Source organism: Pseudomonas sp. CFBP13508 (genome assembly GCF_005233515.1).
In the GTDB taxonomy this organism is placed as follows: domain Bacteria; phylum Pseudomonadota; class Gammaproteobacteria; order Pseudomonadales; family Pseudomonadaceae; genus Aquipseudomonas; species Aquipseudomonas mercuritolerans.
This window is the reverse complement of the sequence record NZ_QFZZ01000002.1, coordinates 21,114-42,476: the sequence shown is the minus strand read 5'-3', so window position 1 is coordinate 42,476 and position 21,363 is coordinate 21,114. Positions and strand designations below refer to the sequence as shown.

Annotated in this window: 19 protein-coding genes; 12 read left to right on the top strand and 7 right to left on the bottom strand. The window is 62.6% G+C overall.

What is annotated here, in order from left to right; genetic code table 11:
• Positions 1 to 15 precede the first annotated feature (15 nt).
• The 6 genes from kdpF (at position 16) to PspCFBP13508_RS04640 (ending at position 8,262) form a co-directional block, all read left to right on the top strand.
• A complete protein-coding gene (gene kdpF / locus PspCFBP13508_RS04665) occupies positions 16 to 105 on the top strand; it encodes a K(+)-transporting ATPase subunit F (RefSeq protein WP_007899818.1) in 90 nt (29 codons plus the stop codon).
• An 8-nt stretch (positions 106 to 113) separates the two neighbouring features.
• Positions 114 to 1,808 (top strand): potassium-transporting ATPase subunit KdpA, encoded by a 1,695-nt coding sequence (gene kdpA, locus PspCFBP13508_RS04660; RefSeq protein ID WP_122611495.1) that lies wholly within the window; start codon positions 114 to 116, stop codon positions 1,806 to 1,808.
• Between the two features lie 10 nt (positions 1,809 to 1,818).
• Entirely contained in the window at positions 1,819 to 3,876 is a 2,058-nt protein-coding gene (kdpB, locus tag PspCFBP13508_RS04655) for a potassium-transporting ATPase subunit KdpB (protein ID WP_137213828.1), read from the top strand.
• Positions 3,877 to 4,188: 312 nt separating this feature from the next.
• Positions 4,189 to 4,734, top strand: a complete 546-nt coding sequence (gene kdpC / locus PspCFBP13508_RS04650; protein ID WP_041478316.1) for a potassium-transporting ATPase subunit KdpC — start codon at positions 4,189 to 4,191, stop codon at positions 4,732 to 4,734.
• Between the two features lie 132 nt (positions 4,735 to 4,866).
• Positions 4,867 to 7,518: a sensor histidine kinase KdpD gene (locus tag PspCFBP13508_RS04645; RefSeq protein ID WP_137213827.1), complete on the top strand. Its 2,652-nt coding sequence runs from the start codon at positions 4,867 to 4,869 to the stop codon at positions 7,516 to 7,518.
• A gap of 48 nt (positions 7,519 to 7,566) precedes the next feature.
• Entirely contained in the window at positions 7,567 to 8,262 is a 696-nt protein-coding gene (locus tag PspCFBP13508_RS04640) for a response regulator (RefSeq protein ID WP_137213826.1), read from the top strand.
• A 109-nt stretch (positions 8,263 to 8,371) separates the two neighbouring features.
• Here the strand turns inward: PspCFBP13508_RS04640 and PspCFBP13508_RS04635 are convergent, their stop codons facing one another.
• Complete coding sequence (locus PspCFBP13508_RS04635; RefSeq protein ID WP_071173138.1) at positions 8,372 to 9,409, bottom strand: patatin-like phospholipase family protein; 1,038 nt, start codon at positions 9,407 to 9,409, stop codon at positions 8,372 to 8,374.
• Positions 9,410 to 9,623: 214 nt separating this feature from the next.
• Here PspCFBP13508_RS04635 and PspCFBP13508_RS04630 point away from each other — a divergent pair, with 214 nt between their 5' ends.
• The 3 genes from PspCFBP13508_RS04630 to PspCFBP13508_RS04620 all read left to right on the top strand — a co-directional run bounded on the left by PspCFBP13508_RS04630 (position 9,624) and on the right by PspCFBP13508_RS04620 (position 11,803).
• Positions 9,624 to 9,902: a hypothetical protein gene (locus tag PspCFBP13508_RS04630; protein WP_016770894.1), complete on the top strand. Its 279-nt coding sequence runs from the start codon at positions 9,624 to 9,626 to the stop codon at positions 9,900 to 9,902.
• 103 nt (positions 9,903 to 10,005) lie between these two features.
• Positions 10,006 to 10,764 carry a CHAD domain-containing protein gene (locus PspCFBP13508_RS04625; RefSeq protein WP_122700144.1) on the top strand — a complete coding sequence of 253 codons (759 nt, stop codon included), beginning with the start codon at positions 10,006 to 10,008 and terminating at the stop codon, positions 10,762 to 10,764.
• Between the two features lie 244 nt (positions 10,765 to 11,008).
• On the top strand, positions 11,009 to 11,803 hold the full coding sequence (locus tag PspCFBP13508_RS04620) for a thioesterase family protein (protein WP_137213825.1): 795 nt from the start codon (positions 11,009 to 11,011) through the stop codon (positions 11,801 to 11,803).
• Position 11,804: 1 nt separating this feature from the next.
• Here PspCFBP13508_RS04620 and PspCFBP13508_RS04615 read toward each other — a convergent pair whose 3' ends face one another.
• From PspCFBP13508_RS04615 to PspCFBP13508_RS04605, 3 genes are all read right to left on the bottom strand, one after another.
• Complete coding sequence (locus PspCFBP13508_RS04615) at positions 11,805 to 12,170, bottom strand: Mpo1-like protein (protein WP_137213824.1); 366 nt, start codon at positions 12,168 to 12,170, stop codon at positions 11,805 to 11,807.
• 202 nt (positions 12,171 to 12,372) lie between these two features.
• Positions 12,373 to 13,854 (bottom strand): methyl-accepting chemotaxis protein, encoded by a 1,482-nt coding sequence (locus PspCFBP13508_RS04610; protein WP_137213823.1) that lies wholly within the window; start codon positions 13,852 to 13,854, stop codon positions 12,373 to 12,375.
• Between the two features lie 207 nt (positions 13,855 to 14,061).
• The gene (locus tag PspCFBP13508_RS04605; RefSeq protein WP_137213822.1) at positions 14,062 to 14,868 is read right to left on the bottom strand and encodes a TatD family hydrolase; all 807 of its coding nucleotides are present in this window, start codon (positions 14,866 to 14,868) and stop codon (positions 14,062 to 14,064) included.
• A gap of 235 nt (positions 14,869 to 15,103) precedes the next feature.
• Here PspCFBP13508_RS04605 and PspCFBP13508_RS04600 point away from each other — a divergent pair, with 235 nt between their 5' ends.
• The 3 genes from PspCFBP13508_RS04600 (at position 15,104) to PspCFBP13508_RS04590 (ending at position 17,631) form a co-directional block, all read left to right on the top strand.
• Positions 15,104 to 16,525 carry a transglycosylase SLT domain-containing protein gene (locus PspCFBP13508_RS04600; protein ID WP_137213821.1) on the top strand — a complete coding sequence of 474 codons (1,422 nt, stop codon included), beginning with the start codon at positions 15,104 to 15,106 and terminating at the stop codon, positions 16,523 to 16,525.
• 113 nt (positions 16,526 to 16,638) lie between these two features.
• Complete coding sequence (locus PspCFBP13508_RS04595; protein WP_039759946.1) at positions 16,639 to 17,073, top strand: DoxX family protein; 435 nt, start codon at positions 16,639 to 16,641, stop codon at positions 17,071 to 17,073.
• Between the two features lie 249 nt (positions 17,074 to 17,322).
• The gene (locus tag PspCFBP13508_RS04590; protein WP_137213820.1) at positions 17,323 to 17,631 is read left to right on the top strand and encodes a class I SAM-dependent methyltransferase; all 309 of its coding nucleotides are present in this window, start codon (positions 17,323 to 17,325) and stop codon (positions 17,629 to 17,631) included.
• Between the two features lie 6 nt (positions 17,632 to 17,637).
• Here PspCFBP13508_RS04590 and greB read toward each other — a convergent pair whose 3' ends face one another.
• The 3 genes from greB to PspCFBP13508_RS04575 are packed head-to-tail and all read right to left on the bottom strand — an operon-like array spanning position 17,638 to position 21,357.
• Positions 17,638 to 18,135, bottom strand: coding sequence for a transcription elongation factor GreB (gene greB / locus PspCFBP13508_RS04585; protein WP_071173132.1), 498 nt, complete (start codon positions 18,133 to 18,135; stop codon positions 17,638 to 17,640).
• A 34-nt stretch (positions 18,136 to 18,169) separates the two neighbouring features.
• A complete protein-coding gene (locus PspCFBP13508_RS04580) occupies positions 18,170 to 20,674 on the bottom strand; it encodes an ABC transporter permease (RefSeq protein ID WP_137213819.1) in 2,505 nt (834 codons plus the stop codon).
• Entirely contained in the window at positions 20,674 to 21,357 is a 684-nt protein-coding gene (locus PspCFBP13508_RS04575) for an ABC transporter ATP-binding protein (protein ID WP_016770883.1), read from the bottom strand. The genes PspCFBP13508_RS04580 and PspCFBP13508_RS04575 overlap by 1 nt, the downstream gene beginning before the upstream one ends.
• Between the last annotated feature and the right edge of the window lie 6 nt (positions 21,358 to 21,363).

The following is a 21,363-nucleotide window of genomic DNA, read 5'->3' as shown; positions in this document are numbered from 1 at the left end:
ACACGGAGATCTTCCATGAGCGTTCTGGATGGGGTGTCACTGCTGTTGGCAGTGGGGCTGTTCATTTATCTGTTGGTTGCGCTGTTGCGCGCGGACCGGAACTAGGAGCGGCTATGCACAGTTATGACTATTGGCTGATCCTCGGGTTTTTTGCGCTGGTCCTGCTGCCGGCGCCGTTCCTTGGGCGCTTCTATTACAAGGTGATGGAGGGCCAGCGCACCTGGCTGACGCCGATTCTCGGCCCGGTCGAGCGCGGTTGCTATCGTCTTGCCGGCGTCGATGCGCAGGCAGAGCAGAGCTGGCAGAAGTACACGCTGGCGCTGCTGGCGTTCAACCTTGCCGGTTTCCTGCTGCTGTTCGCCATCCTGTTGTTCCAGGATCACCTGCCGCTGAACCCGCAGAACCTGCCGGGCCAGGAATGGACCCAGGCGTTCAATACCGCGGTCAGTTTCATGACCAACACCAACTGGCAGTCTTACAGTGGCGAAGCGACCCTCAGCTATCTGAGCCAGATGGTCGGTCTCACCGTGCAGAACTTCGTCAGCGCCGCCACCGGCCTCGCTGTGCTGGTCGCGCTGTGTCGTGGCATTGGCCGTAAGTCGGCGCAGACCCTCGGCAACTTCTGGGTCGACATGACCCGCGCCACCCTCTATGGCCTGCTGCCGCTGTGCCTGCTGCTGGCGCTGTATCTGGTCTGGCAGGGCGTGCCGCAAACCTTCGCGCAGTATGTGAATGCCGTGACGCTGCAGGGTGTCGATCAAGTGATCCCGCTCGGCCCGGCCGCCAGCCAGATTGCGATCAAGCAGCTGGGCACCAACGGTGGTGGTTTCTTCGGCGTCAACTCGGCGCATCCGTTTGAGAACCCGACCGCGTGGAGCAACCTGTTCGAAGTCGCTTCGATCATCCTGATCCCGGTGGCGCTGGTGTTCACCTTCGGCCACTACGTCAAGGACCTGCGTCAGAGCCGGGCGATCATCGCCTGCATGTTGGCGTTGTTCCTGATCGGCGGCGCGACGTCGTTGTGGGCCGAATATCAGCCGAATCCGACCCTGAACAACGCTGCCGTTGAACAGACTGCACCGCTGGAAGGCAAGGAAGCGCGCTTCGGTACTACCGCGACGGTGCTGTGGTCGGTGACTACCACGGCGGCGTCGAACGGTTCGGTCAACGGCATGCACGACAGCCTCAACCCGCTGAGCGGCATGGTCGCGCTGGTCAACATGATGGTCGGCGAAGTGATCTTCGGCGGTGTCGGCGCCGGGCTCTACGGCATGTTGCTCAACGTGCTGATCGCGGTGTTCCTCGCCGGTCTGATGATCGGTCGGACGCCGGAATACCTCGGCAAGAAGCTTCAAGCGCGTGAGGTGCAATTGTTGGTCGTAACCTTGTTGGTGATGCCCGTCGGCGTGCTGGTGCTCGGCGCGATTGCCGCCACGGTTCCCAGCGCTGCGGCAACCATCAGCAACCCCGGCGCGCACGGTTTCAGTCAGTTGCTCTACGCCTACACCTCGGCCAGCGCCAACAACGGCTCGGCATTCGGTGGCCTCAGCGCGAACACGCCGTTCCACAACCTGATGCTCGGCCTGGGCATGTTGATCGGCCGCTTCGGCTACATCCTGCCGGTGCTGGCACTGGCCGGTAGCCTGGCGATGAAGAAAAGCGCACCGGTCGGCCAGAACAGCTTCCCGACTCACGGCCCGCTGTTCGTGACCCTGTTGACCGTGACCATTTTGCTGGTGGGCGGCCTGACGTTCTTGCCGACGCTGGCGCTCGGTCCTGTCGCCGAACATTTAAGTATGGGCTTCTAAGGAATCCATCATGAATATGCCTGCAATCAAACCCGCCGCCGTCAAAGCGCCGGAACAAGCCAAAACCGCGATCTCGGCCCTGTGGCGCCCGGCGCTGGTGCAAGCCTTCGTCAAGCTCGACCCAAGGCAACTGGCACGTTCGCCAGTGATGCTGGTGGTCGAACTGACGGCGATTTTCACCACCGTGCTGTGCTTCCTTCCGGATGCCGACGTGCCGACCTTCGTCGCCGCGCAAATCGCTCTGTGGCTGTGGTTCACCGTGCTGTTCGCCAACTTCGCCGAGGCCCTGGCCGAAGGTCGTGGCAAGGCCCGCGCCGACAGCCTCAAGGCCGGCAGCGAAGGCCTCAGCGCCCGCTGCCGTCAGGCTGATGGCAGCTTCAAGATTGTCCCCGCCGCCAATCTGCGCAAGGGCGATGTGGTGCGAGTCGAAGCCGGGGAAATGATCCCCGGTGACGGCGAAGTCATCGAAGGTATTGCGGCGGTCAACGAAGCGGCGATCACTGGCGAATCGGCGCCGGTGATCCGTGAGTCCGGCGGCGACCGCTCGGCCGTCACCGGCAACACGCGGTTGGTCTCCGACTGGCTGGTGGTGAAGATCACCACCAACCCCGGTGAATCGACCCTCGACCGCATGATCGCCCTGGTCGAAGGCGCCAAGCGTCAGAAGACCCCGAACGAAGTCGCGCTGGATATCCTGCTGATCGGCCTGACCCTGATCTTTCTGCTGGTGGTCGTCACCCTGCAACCGTTCGCGCATTTCGCCAACGGCAGCCTGCCGCTGGTGTTCCTCGTGGCGTTATTGGTCACGCTGATCCCGACGACCATCGGCGGTCTGCTGTCGGCCATCGGTATCGCCGGGATGGATCGGCTGGTGCGTCTCAACGTGATCGCCAAATCCGGTCGCGCAGTGGAAGCGGCGGGTGACGTGCACGTGCTGTTACTCGACAAGACCGGCACCATCACCTTCGGCAACCGTCGTTGCAGCGCGGTGTATGCCGCGCCGGGTGTGACCGGCCGTGAGCTGGCCGAAGGCGCGTTGTTTGCTTCGCTGGCCGACGAAACCGCTGAAGGCAAGTCGATCGTCGAGTTCCTTCGTGGCCTGCATCCGCAACCGGAGCCGGCCCCGGAAACCCTGACCGCCGTGCCGTTCAGCGCGGAAACCCGCTTGTCCGGCGTCGATTATCAGGGCCGCGTGTATCGCAAAGGGGCGGTGGATTCGCTGCTGGCGTTTCTCGGTCAGCAACGTAGCGATCTGGCCCCGGCGCTGGCGCGCGAGATCGACAGGATTGCCCAGAGCGGCGGCACGCCGTTGCTGGTCTGCGCTGACGGCAGATTGCTTGGCGCGATCCATCTCAAGGACGTGGTCAAGCCAGGCATCCGCGAGCGTTTTGCCGAGTTGCGCAAACTGGGAATTCGCACGGTGATGGTCACCGGCGACAACCCGCTGACCGCTGCTGCGATCGCCGCTGAAGCGGGCGTCGACGATGTGCTCGCCGAAGCCACGCCGGAGAAGAAACTCGCGCGCATCCGTCACGAGCAGAACGACGGTCGCCTGGTCGCCATGTGCGGCGACGGCGCCAACGATGCCCCGGCGCTGGCTCAGGCCGACGTTGGCATGGCGATGAACGATGGCACGCAAGCGGCGCGCGAGGCGGCGAATATGGTCGACCTCGACAGCGACCCGACCAAGCTGCTCGACGTGGTGCAGATCGGCAAGGAATTGCTGGTGACCCGTTGCGCGCTGACGACCTTTTCCATCGCCAACGACATCGCCAAATACTTCGCGATTCTGCCGGCGCTGTTCGCCTCGATTTACCCGCAGTTGGGCGTGCTGAACATCATGCATCTGAGCAGTCCGCAGAGCGCGATTCTCTCGGCCATCGTCTTCAACGCGCTGATCATCGTTGTGCTGATTCCACTGGCATTGCGCGGCGTGCGGGTGCAGGCGGCGAGTGCGGCGGCGTTGCTGCGGCGCAATCTGCTGATCTATGGCGTCGGCGGGATTGTCGTGCCGTTCGTGGGGATCAAGGTGATCGACATGCTGCTTATGGCGTTGCATCTGGTGTAAGGCTGAAAAGAGCCCCTCACCCTAACCCTCTCCCAGAGGGAGAGGGGACTGACCGAGGTGTTTGCGAGAGGTACGCCGACTTGGGATACCGAGGTGAATGCGCGATTGGAAAGCCAATCACCGTAGCGGACTGACCGAGGTGTTTGTGCGAGGCTCGCCGACCTGAAATTCCGAGCCGAACTCAGGTCTTGAACAGCATGAAGATCGGCTCCCTTTCCCACTCGCCCCCTTGGGGGAGAGGGCTGGGGTGAGGGGGAAAAGATCTCCCTGACACCGCGCAAAAGTTTGTCCAACGAATTCGAGGATCTTGAAATGTCCACAATGATACGCCCGGCCCTGACCCTGTTGGCGCTGATGACCCTGATCACCGGCGTCGCCTACCCACTCGCGGTCACCGGCATCGCCCAAGTCGCTTTCCCGGCTCAGGCCAACGGCAGCCTGATCCACGACGCCGACGGCAAAGTCCGCGGCTCGGCGCTGATCGCCCAGGATTTCAGCGGCGACAACTGGTTCCACCCACGGCCCTCCGCCGGGGCTTTTGCCACGGTCGCCAGCGGCGCCAGCAACCTCGCGCCAAGCAATCCGGCCCTGGCGACCCGCGTGATCGAAGACGCGCAAAAACAACAAGTCGCTGGGCAGGGGCCGGTGCCATTGGCCTTGCTGACCACCTCCGCCAGCGGCCTCGATCCGCACTTGCCACCGGCGGCAATTGCCTATCAACTGGCGCGTGTCGCGGCGGCGCGCAACCTGCCGGTGTCGACCTTGCAGCAATTGCTCGATAAGCACATCGAACAACCGCTGGTGGGGCCGCCGGTGGTGAATGTGCTGGAGCTGAACCTGGCACTGCAAAACCTGTAATCGGCGGCGCGGCCATTCGCGAGCAGGCTCGCTCCCACCTTTGGAATGCATATCCATGTGGGAGCGAGCCTGCTCGCGAAGGCGCCCTGACAATCACCGCATAAACATCAGAAGAAAGAGAGCATCCCCAGCATGAGCGACTCCGGCCGCGCCGACGCATTGTTAGCAGACCTGCCCCGCGATGGCCGTGGCCGGCTCAAGGTTTTTCTCGGCGCGGCGCCCGGGGTCGGCAAGACCTACGCCATGCTTCAGGCCGCGCACACGCAGCTGCGCCAAGGCGTGAAAGTCCTCGCCGGCGTGGTCGAAACCCATGGCCGTGCCGAAACCGAAGCCTTGCTCGGCGGCTTGCCACAGCAACCGCTGGTGCGCAGCGAATACCGTGGCGTGCTGCTCGAAGAAATGGACCTAGACGGCATTCTCGCCGCCAAGCCGAAGCTTGTGCTTGTGGATGAACTGGCCCACAGCAACGCCCCCGGCAGTCGTCACGCCAAGCGCTGGCAAGACATTCAGGAACTGCTCGCCGCCGGCATCGACGTGTTCACCACGGTCAACGTCCAGCACCTGGAAAGCCTGAATGATCAGGTGCGCGGCATCACTGGCGTGCAGGTGCGCGAAACCCTGCCGGACTGGGTGTTGCAGGAAGCTTTCGAGCTGCTGCTGATCGACTTGCCGCCGCGTGAATTGCTTGAGCGTCTGCGCGAAGGCAAGGTCTACGTGCCGGAACAGGCCCGCGCTGCGATCGACGCTTTTTTCACCCAGACCAATCTCACCGCCCTGCGCGAACTGGCGATGCAGACCGCCGCCGCGCAGGTCGACAACGATCTCGCCCAAGGCTATCGCCAACTCGGCCAGGCCGCTCCGGCGGTGCGCGGGCGTTTGTTGGTCGGCATCGATGGCGATGCGCAGGCCGAACGGCTGGTGCGTCACGCCAGCCGCGTCGCCCAGCGCCGGCATCTGCCGTGGAGTCTGGTGCATGTCGACAACGGCAGTGCGCGGGATGAGCAATCGCGGTTGCGCCTGCAAAGCGCCCAGCAACTGGCCGAACGCCTCGGTGGCGAAGTGGTGCTGTTGCGTGCCGGCGAGGTGGCGAAGACCCTGATCCAACACGCCGCCGAGCGCCGCGCCAGTCTGTTGCTGGTCGGCCAGTCGCGGCCACGCTTGCGCCGTCGCCTGTTCGGCGGTGGTCTGGCGGCGCGCCTGCTGCGTCAGGCTCACGGTCTGGAAATCAACGTGCTCGACAGTGACCACGAACAGCATCAACCGCGCCCGCGCAATCCAGTGACGCTGGTGTGGTTCGACTACGCGCTGGCGCTGATCGCGACGTTGTTGGCCAGCGCGTTGGCCTGGGCGGTGTCGAGCGTGTTGCCGCTGCCGAACATCTCGCTGGTGTTTCTCGCGGCGGTGTTGCTGGTGGCGGTGCGCAGCAGCCTCGGCCCGGCGCTGGCCTGTGCGGCGCTGTCGTTTCTCACCTACGATTTTCTGTTTATCCCACCGAATTTCTCGTTCAGCATTCAGCGCGAAGAAGACGTGCTGACGCTGCTGTTCTTCCTGTTGATGGCGGCCCTCACCGGCAACCTCGCGGCGCGTCAGCGTCGGCAGTTGCAGGCCTTGCGCGATACCCAGGAAGAGACCAGCGAACTGCTCGACCTGTCGCGCAAACTCACCGCCGCGACTGATCGCCAAGCCGTGGTCAGCGCCGCCGCGCAGCACCTCGAAGGCTGGAGCGATGTGCAATTGTGCCTGCTCAACCGCGACGGGCAGGGCGGCTGGAAAGTCGAAACCGGCGGGCCACTGCAATTCACCGAGGCCGAACGTGCCGCTGCCGATTGGGCCTGGCAACACGATCAACCGGCGGGCAAGGGCACCGGCACGTTGCCGCTGGGGCGTTGGTGGTGGTGGCCGTTGTCGGTCGAGGACGGGCCACTGGCATTGCTCGGTGTTTGCGCCAAGGAAGGCCAGAGCTTGAGCGGTCAGCGCCGACGTTTGCTCACCGCGCTGAGCCAGCCGCTGGCGCAAGCCCTGGCCCGCGCGCAATTGGCCGATGACCTCGAAGCGGCGCGTCTGCACGGCGAAACCGAACAGTTGCGCAGCGCCTTGCTGGCTTCGGTGTCCCACGATTTGCGCACGCCGCTGACGGCCATGCGCGGCAGCATCGACAGCCTGTTCGCCCTCGGCGAAGCGATTCCGCTGGAGGATCGCCGCGAGCTGCTCGAAGGCACCCGCGACGAAGCCGAACGCCTCGACCGCTACATTCAGAACCTGCTCGACATGACTCGCCTCGGCCACGGCGCCTTGAAGCTGGCGCGGGACTGGGTATCGCCGGCCGATATCGTCGGCAGTTCGCTCAATCGCCTGCGCGCCGTGCTGGCGCCGCTGCAGGTCAGCACCGAAGTGCCGGCCGAGCTGCCGTTGCTCTATGTGCACGCGGCGTTGATCGAGCAGGCGCTGGTTAACGTGCTGGAAAACGCCGCGCGATTTTCGCCCAGCCACGGTCGCCTGCAATTGCGTGCCGGCGCCGATGAGCAGGAGATTTTCTTTGCGGTCAGCGATGAAGGCCCGGGGATTCCCGAAGAGGACCGAGCGAAGATTTTCGACATGTTCTACACCGCCGCGCGCGGTGATCGCGGCGGGCAGGGCACGGGGCTGGGGCTGGCGATCTGTCAGGGCATGGTCGGCGCACACGGCGGGCGTATTTCCGTGGCTGACGGCATCGACGGGCGCGGCACCTGCATTACCTTGCACTTGCCGTTGCAGGCGCAGCCGGGGATGGACGGTGAAGCTTGAAGTCGACTGCGCTACTCTCTTGCCACTCTTTTGTGTTGATGTGAATTCATGAGCCAGACCGCGACCATTTTGGTCATCGACGACGAACCGCAGATCCGCAAATTCCTGCGCATCAGCCTCGCTTCACAAGGCTACAAAGTGCTTGAAGCCGGCACCGGCGCTGAAGGCCTGGCACAAGCCGCGCTGAGCAAACCGGACCTGGTGGTGCTCGACCTCGGGTTGCCGGACATGGACGGTCAGCGGGTCCTGCGCGAATTGCGCGAATGGGCGAGCACGCCAGTGCTGGTGCTATCGGTGCGCGCCAGTGAAGGGCAGAAGGTTGAAGCGCTGGATGGCGGCGCCAATGACTACGTGACCAAACCGTTCGGCATTCAGGAATTTCTCGCCCGGGTCCGCGCGTTGTTGCGCCAGGCACCGGCGGGCGAGGCGCAGCCGGCGGCGCTGAGTTTCGGCCCGTTGACTGTGGATCTGGCCTATCGGCGGGTGCTGCTTGACGGCGCCGAAGTCGCCCTGACCCGCAAGGAATACGCGGTGCTCGCGCAACTGGCGCGGCATCCGGGGCGGGTAATCACCCAGCAGCAATTGCTCAAGGATATCTGGGGGCCGACGCACACCGAGGACAGTCATTACCTGCGCATCGTGGTCGGACATCTGCGGCAGAAACTGGCGGATGACCCGACCCGGCCACGGTTTATTGTGACTGAGGCGGGGGTTGGGTATCGGTTGTTGAGTGAAGCTGGCTGATCTGACGCCTTCGCGAGCAGGCTCGCTCCCACAGGGGAATGCATTTCAAATGTGGGAGCGAGCCTGCTCGCGAAGAGGCCATCAAATACTCCGAAAAATCCGGATCAGTTCAACCCTGCTCCTGCTCATACCGATCCAGCGTATCACTGGCAATCTGTCTGCCCAGCGCAATCAACTCCGGCGCCTTGTAGAACTCGAAAAACCGGCACACCCGCTTCGGCACGTTGATCAGGATGTCCGGCGGATACCCGGCGATCTTGTACTGCGCCAGTGAGGTCTGCATCACCTCGAAACTCTGGTTGATCAGATCCAGCAACGACGCTGGCCCGACGTTATCGATGATGAACGAGCCAGTGGCGGATTTCGGTGCGCCTTCACGTTCCGGAGCGGCGGCCGGTTGCTGGCTTTCCGGTTCGACGCCTTCGAGCCACGGATTGATCTCCGCTGCCTCGGCGCGCAGGGCTTCCTGCTCCAGCTTCAACAATTGCTCGGCCTGTTTACGCCGGAATGGCAACTTCGAACCCATGGATTTGATCAGACTGTCGAAGCGCGAACGGAACGCCGCTGGCCGCTCGATCACCGGCAATTTGTACTGCCGCTGATTGGTGGCGTTGAGGTTGACCGCGATGATCAGGTCGCAGTGGCTCGACACCACCGGAACGATCGGCAACGGATTGAGAATGCCGCCGTCGACCAGCATGCGGTTGCCCTGCATCACTGGGGTAAACAGGCTGGGAATCGCCGCCGAGGCGCGCATGGCCTGGTGCAGGCAGCCCTCCTGAAACCAGATTTCCTGCTGATTGGTCAGGTCGGCGGCGACGGCGGTGTAGGGGATGCGCAGGTCTTCGATGTTGATCTCGCCGACGATCTTGCGGATCTGCCCGAAGACCTTTTCACCGCGAATCGCGCCGAGACGGAAACTCACATCGACCAGGCGCAGCACGTCGAGGTAATCAAGGCTTTCGATCCAGCGCCGGTACTCATCCAGTTTGCCGGCGGCATAGATCCCGCCGACCACCGCGCCCATCGAACAACCGGCAATGCAGGCGATGTCGTAGCCGCGTTTTTCAATTTCTTCGATAACGCCGATATGGGCATAGCCCCGGGCGCCACCGGAGCCCAGCACCAGTGCGACACGCTTTTTCATCAAACTTCCTCCCGACAAGCCTGCACAATGCACGCATCGGCCAAGCGGCTCAATCGCCAAGGTCGTTGCGCGAAGCGGTGACGTCGTTTTTCGCTCGCGACGCACGCTTGCGCGCTATGCTCTGCGCCACGTGGTTTGACCTGTCTGCGAGGCACTTTTTCGCCGCTTGGCCGTCTTACCTGCACGACTGTTGACCTACCTTGAGGTGTGAGTGATGAAAGCCTGGATCTGTGTACCGTTGATGGCTCTGGTTCTGGCCGGTTGTGCCGGCAAAACCGCGTACCGCGACAGCTGCGGCAGCCAACTCGACGCGGCCTGGCACGAGCTGGACCTGGCCAAGGCTGAAGGTTTCGCCGGCACCGTCAGCTATTCCAAAGCACTGTCGCTGCTGACTGCCGCCAAGACCCAGCAACAATTCGAAGGCTTCGAAGGCTGCAGCAAGAAAGCCGAGAAAGCCCGCTTCTACATCCGCGAATCCCGCGCAGGACGCTAACAGCAGCTGCGAGTTTCAAGCTGCAAGCGGCAAGCTCAAAGCGACCCCGTTCAGCTTGCAGCTTGCAACTTGAAGCTTGCAGCTGTCTACGGAGTAGACCCCCATGATCGATCGCTTGGTGGCTCATGTGTTGAGCCTGGATGTGCGGCTGCTGGCATGTCAGGCGCGCTTGACTGCGCGCACTGATCCCGAGGCGTTGCATGATTTGCGCACTACGGTGCGGCGCCTGCGCAGCCTGTTGCGGCCGTTGCGCGGCTTGCCGGGTGTCGAGCAATTGGAGGCGGCGGCCTCGGCAGTTGGCGATCTGACCACACCGTGGCGTGACCGCGAGGTGTTGGCGGCGTATCTGCTTGAGCATGACCAACCTGAGGCTGCGCAGCGGCGTCTGGCGCAAATGGCCGAGGCGTATCCGGCGCTGGCGGCGAGTGCGGAACTGGCTTCGCTGCTGATGATTCTCGACGCGTTTCCACGATTTTTGCGCGCGTCCCAGCGTCAGGGGCTGCTCAAGGATCTGGATAAACGCATTGAAAAACGCTTGGGCAAACAATGGCAGAAGCTCGACGCGGCGCTGCACGATCCTGCCCATGACCGCCATCGTCTGCGCCTGCTGATCAAGCGCGTGCGCTATGGCATCGAAGCCTATCCCGAGCTGGATCGCTTGCCGAAACCGGCTTACAAACGCCTGAAATCGGCGCAAGGCGCACTGGGCGATTGGCACGATTGCTGGCAATGGCTGGCCCGCGCCGAGCAGGAAGCCGATCTGCAACCGTGCGTGGCTACCTGGCAGGCGGGGTTGATCAAGGCAGAGCTGAAGGCCGATCAAGTGCTGGAGAAGCTCAGCGCTACGTGTTTCAAATCCTGATATCGCCACGTCCTCCTGTAGGAGCTGTCGAGTGAAACGAGGCTGCGATCTTTTGATCTTGTTTTTTTAGATCAAGATCAAAGATCGCAGCCTCGTTTCACTCGACAGCTCCTACAAGGGTTTGTGGCGAAATTGAAACGCGCCAAGGCCTATCTGTCAGCGCATTTGACCGGAATAGACGCTGCGCCGCCGTCCTTGGCTGGTTAAGATCCCTGCATTCCTTTTTTCGCTTTCCGAGGTTGCCATGCGCTTTTGCGATCTGCTCGATGCTGTCCGCCAACGACCTGAAGTGATCATCCCCGCCGAATGGGGGCAGGGCCGCGCCAGTTTTGGCGGGCTGGTGGCTGCGCTGCAATTTGAAGTCATGCGTGCCAGGGTGCCGGCGGAGCGCCCGGTGCGTTCGCTGGCGATTACCTTTGTCGGCCCGGTCGAGCCGGAAGTGCCGGTGACTTTCGAAGTCGATGTGCTGCGTGAAGGCAAAGCGGTCAGCCAGGTGTTGGGCCGCGCCATGCAGAATGGTCAGGTGGTGACGATCATTCAGGGCAGCTTCGGTGCCTCGCGGCCTTCGGAAGTCGCCGTCGAAGCCTATCCGGCGCCCACCATGAAACACTGGGACGAGTGCCAGGAGCTGCCGTACATCAAAGGCGTGACCCCGGAATTCATGCGCCATCTGGCGATGCGCTGGAGCGTCGGCGGTATTCCGTTCTCCAACACGGCATCGCGCTTGATGGGCGGCTGGGTGCGGTTGCGTGGGGATGTCAAAGAGGAGCCGGTCAACGAGGCGCATCTGCTGGCGCTGGTGGATGCCTGGCCTCCGGCGCTGTTGCCGTATCTGAAGAAACCGGCGCCGGGTAGCACGCTGACCTGGACCATAGAATTCGTGCAGCCGTTACACGACTTGAGCACGCTGGACTGGTGCCAATACCTGGCCGACATCGAATACGCAGCCGACGGCTACGGCCATGTCGCCGCGAAGCTGTGGAACGCGAAGGGAGAGTTGATTGCCATGAGTCGGCAGACCGTGACGATTTTCGCGTGACTCAATGCCGACGGTGGCGCTCACGCCAGGCGCGCCACCAGCCACCGCTGAGAAAGAACCGCGGAAAGGTCAGAAACTGCTCGACCAGCAAACGTGACACGGCATCTTTGCGATCACTGAACGGCTCGGAGGCTTGCGCCTCCAGGCCGTGACCGTGGCGCTGCAGACCCAGCGCCGCGACAATCCCGATCACGCCGATGGCGACGCTGGCCAGACTCAGGCTGAACACCCCCGACACGATCAGCAGAAACGCCACGATGAACAGCGGCACGGCAATCAGATGCAGGACCAGATTGGTCGGGTGCTGATGATTGCCCGGGTACGCGCGCCATTGCCACGCGGGAAGGTTGGGTTGACGTTTGCCCATGTTTGCTACTCCTCGATCCATGTTGAACACATGCTTGAAGAATAGGCCCGGGCGCGGAGGGCGGCGAATCAAGGTTGGCTATTGAAGTGATAGCCGTCATCGCAGGATTCGATGTAGGTGCCTCTGACGCCTTCGCGAGCAGGCTCGCTCCCACATTGATTCAATGGTGCATGTGGGAGCGAGCCTGCTCGCGAAAGCGGACTCACAATTTCAACTGACCTATCGCCTTGTTCAACGCCCCGGCCAACGTCGCCAACTCACTACTCGTCGTCGCCGAATCCACCGTCTGCTGCACGGTGTTCTCGGTCACATCACGAATACTCACCACCGCCCGGTTCATCTCCTCGGCAACCTGACTCTGCTGTTCCGCCGCGACGGCAATCTGCGTGTTGCTTTCGCGCATCTGCGCCACCGCTCCGGTGATTTCCGCCAGCGCCGCGCCAGCCTCCTGGGCCTGCTGCACGCAGTCGTCGGCCTTGTATGAACTCTCCTGCATGAAATCCACCGCATCGCGGGTGCCGGCCTGCAACGCGGCGATCATGCCGGTGATCTCGTCAGTCGACGCCTGCACGCGCTTGGCGAGGTTGCGCACTTCATCGGCAACCACGGCAAAGCCGCGACCCATCTCCCCGGCGCGGGCCGCTTCGATCGCCGCGTTGAGCGCGAGCAGATTGGTCTGTTCGGCAATGCTGTGAATCACGCTGACCACGCCGTTGATCTTCTGGCTGTCCTCGGCCAGGCGTTGAATCATTTCTGCCGTCTGCTGCACGCCGCTGGACAAGCCGGCAATCGACTGCTGCACCCGCGCCACCACTTGCTGACCGCTGCCGGCGAGGCCATCGGCGGTTTTCGACAGGTCACGAGTAGCGCCGGCGTGTTGCGCGATGTGATAAACGGTGGCGGTCATTTCGTTGATCGCGGTGGCGGCCTGATCGGTTTCGCTTTGCTGGCCGAGCATGCCGTGGCGCACATCGTTCATGCTCGAGGCCAGCCGCGCAGCGCCGTCATCCAGTTGTCGCGCGGTGCTGGCAACGGTGGTCACGACGCGTTGATAACCGGCCTGCATGGCGTTGAAGGCATTGGCCATCTGGCCGACTTCGTCCTTGCCCACCAGCGGCACACGAGCCGAAAGATCGCCGGTTTTTTCAACGTGCAGCATCACGTCTTTCAACGTGTTCAGCTGGCTGAGCAAAAAGCGGATCAACAATTGCGAGGCACCGAGCATCGCCAGCATCAGGACGAAGACCGCCAGCGCATAGTTGGCGAAACGCTCGCTGAACACCTGACTCAGGCTCGGGGCATAGGCGATGACCGCTACTTGTTCGCCGTCGGCACGGCTGAACACTTCGGCGCCCATCAACGGGCTGTCGCCGAACAGCGGCATTGCATTGATGGCGTTCCAGCCGTTGCTGCCGCTGATTTCCAGCAGCGGTTGATCATTGAGACGCGGCGCTTCACCGCGCTTGAAGGTCAACACTTGCGCGGATTTGGGCAACGGTTGCCCGGGCGGCCAGGCCTTGAGCAACTGCGCCTGCGCCTGCGCGGAAGCCTGCGCGGCTTCGTTGCGGGCCTGTTGTTCAAGATGTACGGCGTACAGCACCAGCAGCAGGGTGGTGACAAAGGCGACCGCGTTGACCGCCCAGAATTTGTATTTCAGCGAGATATTGCTAAGCCAGGCACCCATGGAGGTCTTCTCTGATAGCGGAAACAGTTTTGGCAAGGTGCCATTATTGTGCCGCTATGCAGATTCGGGAGTTTTGATATGAATCAACGGATGCCGAGATCTATTGTGGGAGCGAGCCTGCTCGCGAAAGCGCTGCGTCATTCAGCCCATTTGTAGCTGATCCAACGCCTTCGCGAGCAGGCTCGCTCCCACAGGGGACGTGTGCAGTCAGGGGAGAATGGGGAGATTAAAATACGCCCGGGCACATGCGGTGGTATGCGCGGCCAGCGCTTCCTCGGTCTCGCCGCGATGCAGCGCCACTTCGCGCAACACTTCGGTCAGATACGCCGGTTCGTTGCGCCCGTTTTTCGGCTTCGGCCGCAACGTGCGCGGCAGCAGATACGGTGCGTCGCTTTCCAGCATCAGCCGTCCCGCTTTGATCTCTTTGACCAGCGGATGCAGATGCGTGCCCCGACGTTCGTCGCAGATCCAGCCAGTGATGCCGATGTGCAGATCCAGATCGAGGTAGCTGAACAAGGCCTTTTGCTCGCCAGTGAAGCAGTGCACCACCGCCGCCGGCAGTTGATCGCGGAAGTCCTTGAGGATCTCCAGCAGGCGCTGGCTGGCATCGCGCTCGTGCAGGAACACCGGCAATTGCAACTCGACGGCCAGCGCCAGATGTTCTTCGAGAACCTTTTCCTGTTGCGGGCGCGGGGAGAAATCGCGGTTGAAATCCAGCCCGCATTCGCCCACCGCGACGACACTGGATTCGTTCAACAGACTGCGCAGGCGACGGGCGCTGTCAGCGTTCCAGTCGCTGGCCGAATGGGGGTGAATACCGGCGGTGGCGAACAGCCTTTGGCCGCTTTCATCCAGTTGCCGGCACAGTTCCAGCGCCTGCTCGCTGCCCTCGACGCTGGTGCCCGTCAGCACCAGTTGGCAGACGCCGGCGGCGTAGGCGCGGTCGAGCACGGCCTGGTGTTTGTCGGCGAAACTGGGGTTGGTCAGGTTGACGCCGATATCGATGAGTTGCATGGTGCTACCTCGGGCCGAAGGCCGGAAAGCATATCAGAGCTGTAGATTTATAAGAAAAGCCAAGAACTACAAAGACTTATGGCTGTCTGTTGAGGCCGCGAAGGACTCCGGGGTGGCGACAAGGCCATCACTGTGCCAGTCTCTCGCACTTTACCAGCGCACAAAGCGCTCTGTTTTCGTCGGTGATATCGTCTCTTTTGCGACGCGATCGCCCCGTATTCTTTTCGGAGAGTGGATGCATCGTCCCTCGGTTCTGCTGCTGTTGTGTGCTGCGTTACTGCTGCCGATGACGGCGGTCGCGCGCCTGCCCGGGCCGCTGCAAACCGTGCCGGCGACCAAGGTTCGCGACCTCTCGGACATTCGCAGCAGCCGCGTGCTGCGCGTGCTGGTCAATCAGAGCCGCAACAGCTCCGGCGAAGTCCAGGGCCAGGCCATTGGTGTCGAGTACCACCGACTGCGCGCCTTCGAGCAATACCTCAACGGCCATGCCCGTGATGGCCAGGACGTTACCCTCAAAATCATTCCCAAAGCCAAGGATCAATTGCTCGGCGCCTTGCAGCGTGGCGAAGGCGATATGGTCGCGCCCGGTGAATTGCTCGATCTGCCATCGGGCTATGCGGTGGCCAGCAGTGAGCCGATTGCCAGCAACGTGCCGCTGGTTCTGGTCGGCATCAAGGGCCAGCGCCGTTACACCAAGGTCGAGCAACTGTCCGGCAAGACCCTGGCCTTGCCCACCGGCAGTGCGGCGGGGGAGGTGGTCAGCCTGCTCAACCAGAAACTGGCGCTGCACAAACTGGCGCCGATCAATATCGAATGGGTAGATCCGACGCTGGCAGTCGAAGACGTGCTGGAGATGGTCCAGGGCGGGATTTTCCACCTGACCATCGTCGAGCAACCGATTGCCGAGCGTTGGGGCAAGATCCTGCCGAAGCTGCGCCTCGATCGGCAACTGAGCCTCGGCGAGCCGGGCGAGGAGCATTGGTTCGTGCGTCGCGATGCGTCGATGTTGCGCGCGAGCATTGATCGCTTCCTCACCGGTTACAAGAAACCGTCGGACGAAGACGCGGCGTTTCTGCGTATCTATCGACGCCTGTATCAAGTACACAATCCGCTGGCCAAGGCCGATCGCCAGCGTCTGGAAAAACTCCGTCCGACCCTGCAGAAACATGCCGACGCGCAGAACATGGACTGGCTCAATCTGGCGGCGCTGGCGTTCAAGGAGTCGCGTCTGCAGCCCAACGCCCGCAGCGGCAGCGGCCCGACCGGGCTGATGCAGATCACCCCGTCCGCCGCGCAGCGGGTCGGCGTGAGCAATATCCAGAATCTCGATGCGAATGTGCAGGCCGGCGCCAAGTACCTGGCGATGATCCGCCGCAAGTTCTTCAGCAGCCCGAAACTCAACGAGCGTGAGCGCATGGCGTTCACCCTCGCCGCGTACAACATCGGCCCCGAGCGCGTGCAGGGCATGCGCGCCGAAGCCCGCCGCCGCGGCCTGAATCCCAACCAGTGGTTCTTCCAGGTCGAGCGCATTGCCATGGAGCAGGTGGGGATGGGCGCCGTCAGCTATGTTAATAGCGTGAACAAGTATTACCTGGCATTCGACCGGGAGCGTGAGTCGCTCGAGCCCCGGCAGCAGAAAGTGGTCACACGGAAATAATCTAAGAATTCGATTGTTATGGCGAAATCTTTGCGCTTTAAACATGAAATAAACTGATTAATATAGCGACCAACCCAAACACACAAACACTTCTGCACAACAAGGAATGCACCATGAGCTCTCTGATCAACAAGGTTCTGTTCACCCGCGCCGGTTACGGCCTGACTGTCCTGCGCATTGCTGTCGGCGTGATCTTCGCCGCCCACGGTTCGCAGAAACTCTTTGGTCTGTTCGGTGGTTACGGCCTGGCCGGCACTGCGCAATGGATGGAAAGCATCGGCCTGACCCCGGGCTATCTGATGGCCTCGCTGGCCGGCGGTACCGAGTTCTTCGCCGGTCTGGCGCTGATCATCGGCCTGCTGGTACGCCCGGCGGCACTGGGTCTGGCGTTCCTCTCGCTGGTGGCGATCTTCTCGGTGCACATCGGCAACGGTCTGTTCATGGCCAACAACGGTTATGAGTTTGCTCTGGCTCTGCTGGCCGGCAGCATCGCGGTACTGATCGAAGGTGCCGGCAAGCTCTCGGCGGATCGCGCCATCGCCGGTTGAAGGCTCTGGCTCAAGGCAAAGGCCCGCATTGTGCGGGCCTTTTTTTGTTGCGGGGGATTCTTGACACTGGTCGGTCACGTTCTCTAGGATGTTGCCCATGCGCCGATTTAAACAGCTACTTGCGGGGCGCCAGGTGACTTCTACAGTTACCGTCAGAAGCCGGAACAGGGCTTCGAAATACCGCTAAAGCGCTGGTTCGGTGTTGCCTCTCACCTGCCATGCAGACTTTTGAGGCAGAGACACGACACGATGAACGCACTACGCCCTCCAGCACGTCCCGCGCCGATCACGGCACATGTCACCCAGCGCAACCCGAAAATCCTTCTTGGCGGTAAACACCAGCCGACGCTGTTGCGTTATCTCGATGGCTGGCCACGTCGCAGCGGCGGTCCTGCCGCGTTCCTGATCCAGTTTGTCGATGACGGCGAGTCGCTGGCGCGTTTCGCTACGGACAGCTTCGATCTGGCGGTGATTCAGGCGCCGAGCGCAGAAGATGCGGCGGAAATGATCAAGCAACTCACCCGCGTTGCGCGGCAGGGCCTGATCACTCGGCGCTGATTGGTCTTACGGATATTCAATCGCAACGATGTAAACGAACTGCTCGCCGGTCGGCGTCTGCACCCGCACTTCCGCGTCGAGTGCCTTGCCGATCAGCGCGCGGGCCAGCGGCGAGTCGATGCTTATCAAACCCTGTTTGAGGTCCAGTTCATCGGGGCCGACGATGCGGTAGCGCGATTGCTTGCCGTCTTCGTCTTCGATGGTCACCCAGGCGCCGAAATAGACCTTGTTCGGATCGCTGGGTTTTTCGCTGACCACCTTGAGCGCTTCCAGGCGTTTGGTGAGAAAGCGCACGCGGCTGTCGATTTCCCGCAGCATCTTTTTCCCGTAGGTGTACTCGGCGTTTTCCGAACGATCACCTTGCGCTGCCGCTTCACTCACCGCCTGGGTGACCTGCGGGCGACGCACATGCCACAACTCATGGAATTCGGCGCGCATCCGCGCTTCACCCTCGGGGGTGATCAGCGCGGTGCCGGCGGTGCGGGGAGGGCGATAACGGCTCATGGCGACTTCTTGTGATTAAGACGGCTTGAGTCTATCAACCCTCGCGCAACACTGTCAGCGGGCTGGCGTTCAGCGCCCGGCGAGTGCCGAACACACCGGCGCCACCAATCAGCACGGCGCCAATCAGCGGCAGCACCAGCAGCCATGGATGCGGATGCCATGGCAGATCGAAGGCGAAGCGGTACAGCACCAGACTGACAACCTCCGAACCGATCGCCGCGAGCAAGCCGCTTACCGCGCCCAACAAGCCGAATTCGATACGCCGCGCCTTGATCAGCAACTGCCGCTCGGCGCCCAGCGCGCGCAACAGCGCACCCTGGCGGATGCGTTCATCCAGCGTCGCTTGCAGGCCGGAGAACAGCACCGCCATCCCCGCAGCCAGAACAAACAACAACACATATTCCACCGCCAGGGTGACCTGAGCGAGGATGCTGCGCAGCTGTTCGAGCAACGCTTCGACCTGCAGGATGGTCACCGCCGGGAAGGTCCGCGACAGCTCGACGATCTGCTGATCATGCCCCGGCGCCAGATAGAAACTGGTCAGGTAGGTCGCCGGCAGATCTTTCAAGGTGCCGGGCTGGAAGATCATGAAGAAGTTCGGCTGGAAGTTGTCCCAGTTGATCTCGCGCAGACTGGTGACCTTCGCTTCCCGATTGACCCCGCCAACGCTGAACACCATGTGATCGCCGAGTTTGAGTTTCAGGCTTTCGGCCACCTTGCCTTCCACCGAAACCCCCGGCACATCATCAGACGGCTGGCCGCTCCACCACGAGCCGGCGGTGAGCTTGTTGCCGGCCGGCAGATCCGCCGCCCAGGTCAGGCTCAAGTCACGCTGGATGGCGCGATCACCGGCCGAGTCCTTGCTGACGATTTGCTGTACCGCCTCGCCATTGATGCTGATCAGTCGCCCTGGCACCACCGGATACAGCGGCGCCGCTTGCGCGGACACCTTGATCAGGTGATCGGCGAAAGCCTGTTTGTCCGCCGGGAGAATATTCAGCGCGAAATAGTTCGGCGCGTTTTTCGGTAGCTGGTTTTGCCAGGTGTCGAGCAGTTCGCCGCGCAGCAGTGCGATCAGCGCCATCGACAACAGGATCAGACCGAACGCCAGCGACTGCCCGGCTGCCGCCAATGGATGCCGCAACAACTGGCCAAGACCCAGGCGCCACGGCAACGAGGCGCGGGCGAGCATGCGGCGCAGGCTTTGCAGCAACAACAGCAGCAGGCCGCCCAGCACCAGCGCGGCGACCACGCCACCGCCGAGCAGGGCGAAGGTCAGCAGCAGGTCGAGGCTCAGACGCCACATGATCAGGCCCAGCGCACCCAGCGCCGCACCGTAGACCATCCACGTACTCGAGGGGATCGGCAGCATGTCGCGGCGCAACACCCGCAGCGGCGGCACGCGACCCAGTGCAGCCAATGGCGGCAAGGCAAAACCGGCCAGCGCCACCAGCCCGGTGCCAATCCCGGCAATCGCCGGAAACAGGCCACCCGGCGGCACATCGCTCGGCAGTAAATCATGCAGCAGGGCGAACAGCCCCAGTTGCGCCAGCCAGCCGAGCAGCGCGCCACTGATGGCGGCAATCAGGCCGAGCACAGTCAGTTGCAGACTGAACAGCACCATGGTTTCCCGGCGCGACAAGCCGAGGCAGCGCAGCAAGGCACTGGCATCGAAACGCCGACTGGCGAAACGGTTGGCCGACAACGCCACGGCCACCCCGGCCAGCAACACCGCGACCAGACTGGCCATGTTCAGATAGCGCTCGGCCTTGCCCAGCGCACCGCCAATCTGTCGGTTACCGTCACGGGCATCCTGGATTCGCTGGTTTGCAGCGAGGCCCGGTTTGATCAATTCACGATAGGTTTCCAGCGTCTGCGGTTCGCCGCGCCAGAGCTCGCGGTAACTCACCCGGCTGCCGGGTTGCACCACGCCGGTGGCGGTGAGGTCGTCAAGATTGATCAGCACCCGTGGCGTCAGGCTGTAGAAGTTGCCAGCGCGATCCGGCTCGTAGGTCAGCACGCGGGTCAGCTTGAGCGTCTTCATGCCGACGTCGATGCTGTCGCCGATCTTCAGATCCAGCGCAGTCAACAGGCGCGCCTCGACCCAGGCTTCACCGGGTTGCGGTTCGCCGCCGACTTCTTCCTGGGCAAAGGGTGCGGGCGCGCTCTTCAGCTCGCCACGCAGTGGATAGGCGCGGTCGACGGCTTTGATGCTGGATAACTGAATGCCGTTGTCGGTGGCAATGACGCTGGAAAACTCCACCACTTGTGCATGATTGAGGCGCAGTTCGGTGCCGCTGCGGATTTGCTCCTCGCGGGCCGGCGAGCTGCCTTCAAGGACCAGATCGGCACCGAGAAACTCGGTAGCGCGCAGCATCATTGCGCCGTTGAGGCGGGCGCCGAAGTAGCCGATCGCGGTGCTCGCCGCGACGGCCACCACCAGCGCAAAGAACAACACGCGCAACTCACCGGCGCGGGCATCGCGCATGAGCTGGCGCAGGGCAAGACTGAACAGACGCAACAGCGGCAGACGTGCCATCAAGGCTCCAGAGGGGCGACCAGCAGCCCGGCTTCAAGACGGATCAGGCGCCGGCAGCGATGGGCCAGGCGTTCGTCGTGGGTCACCAGCACCAGGGTGGTGCCGCGTTCCTTGTTCAATTCGAACAGCAAGTCGCTGATGCGCTCGCCGGTGTGGCTGTCGAGGTTGCCGGTCGGCTCGTCGGCGAACAGCACGTCCGGTTCGGCAGCGAAGGCGCGGGCGATGGCCACGCGCTGCTGTTCACCACCGGAGAGCTGGCGCGGCGAGTGGGTCAGGCGCTGGCCGAGGCCGACGCGCTGGAGCAACTGTGTGGCGCGCTCGCGGGCATCTTTGCGGCCATCGAGTTCGAGCGGCAGCATGACGTTTTCCAGCGCATTGAGACTGTCGAGCAACTGAAATGACTGGAAGACAAACCCGACGTGCTCGGCGCGGATTCGTGCGCGCTGGTCTTCGTCGAGATTGCTCAGGCCCTGGCCGGCGAGGGTGACTTCGCCGCTGCTCGGCAGGTCGAGGCCGGCGAGCAGGCCGAGGAGGGTGGATTTGCCGGAACCGGACGCGCCGACGATGGCCAGGCTGTCGCCCTTGTTCAGTTCCAGGCTGAGTTCGTGCAGGATAGTCAGTTCACCTTCCGCGCTAGGGACCACTTTGCTGAGGTTCTTCGCGGTGAGAATGCTTGCGCCCATGGAGAA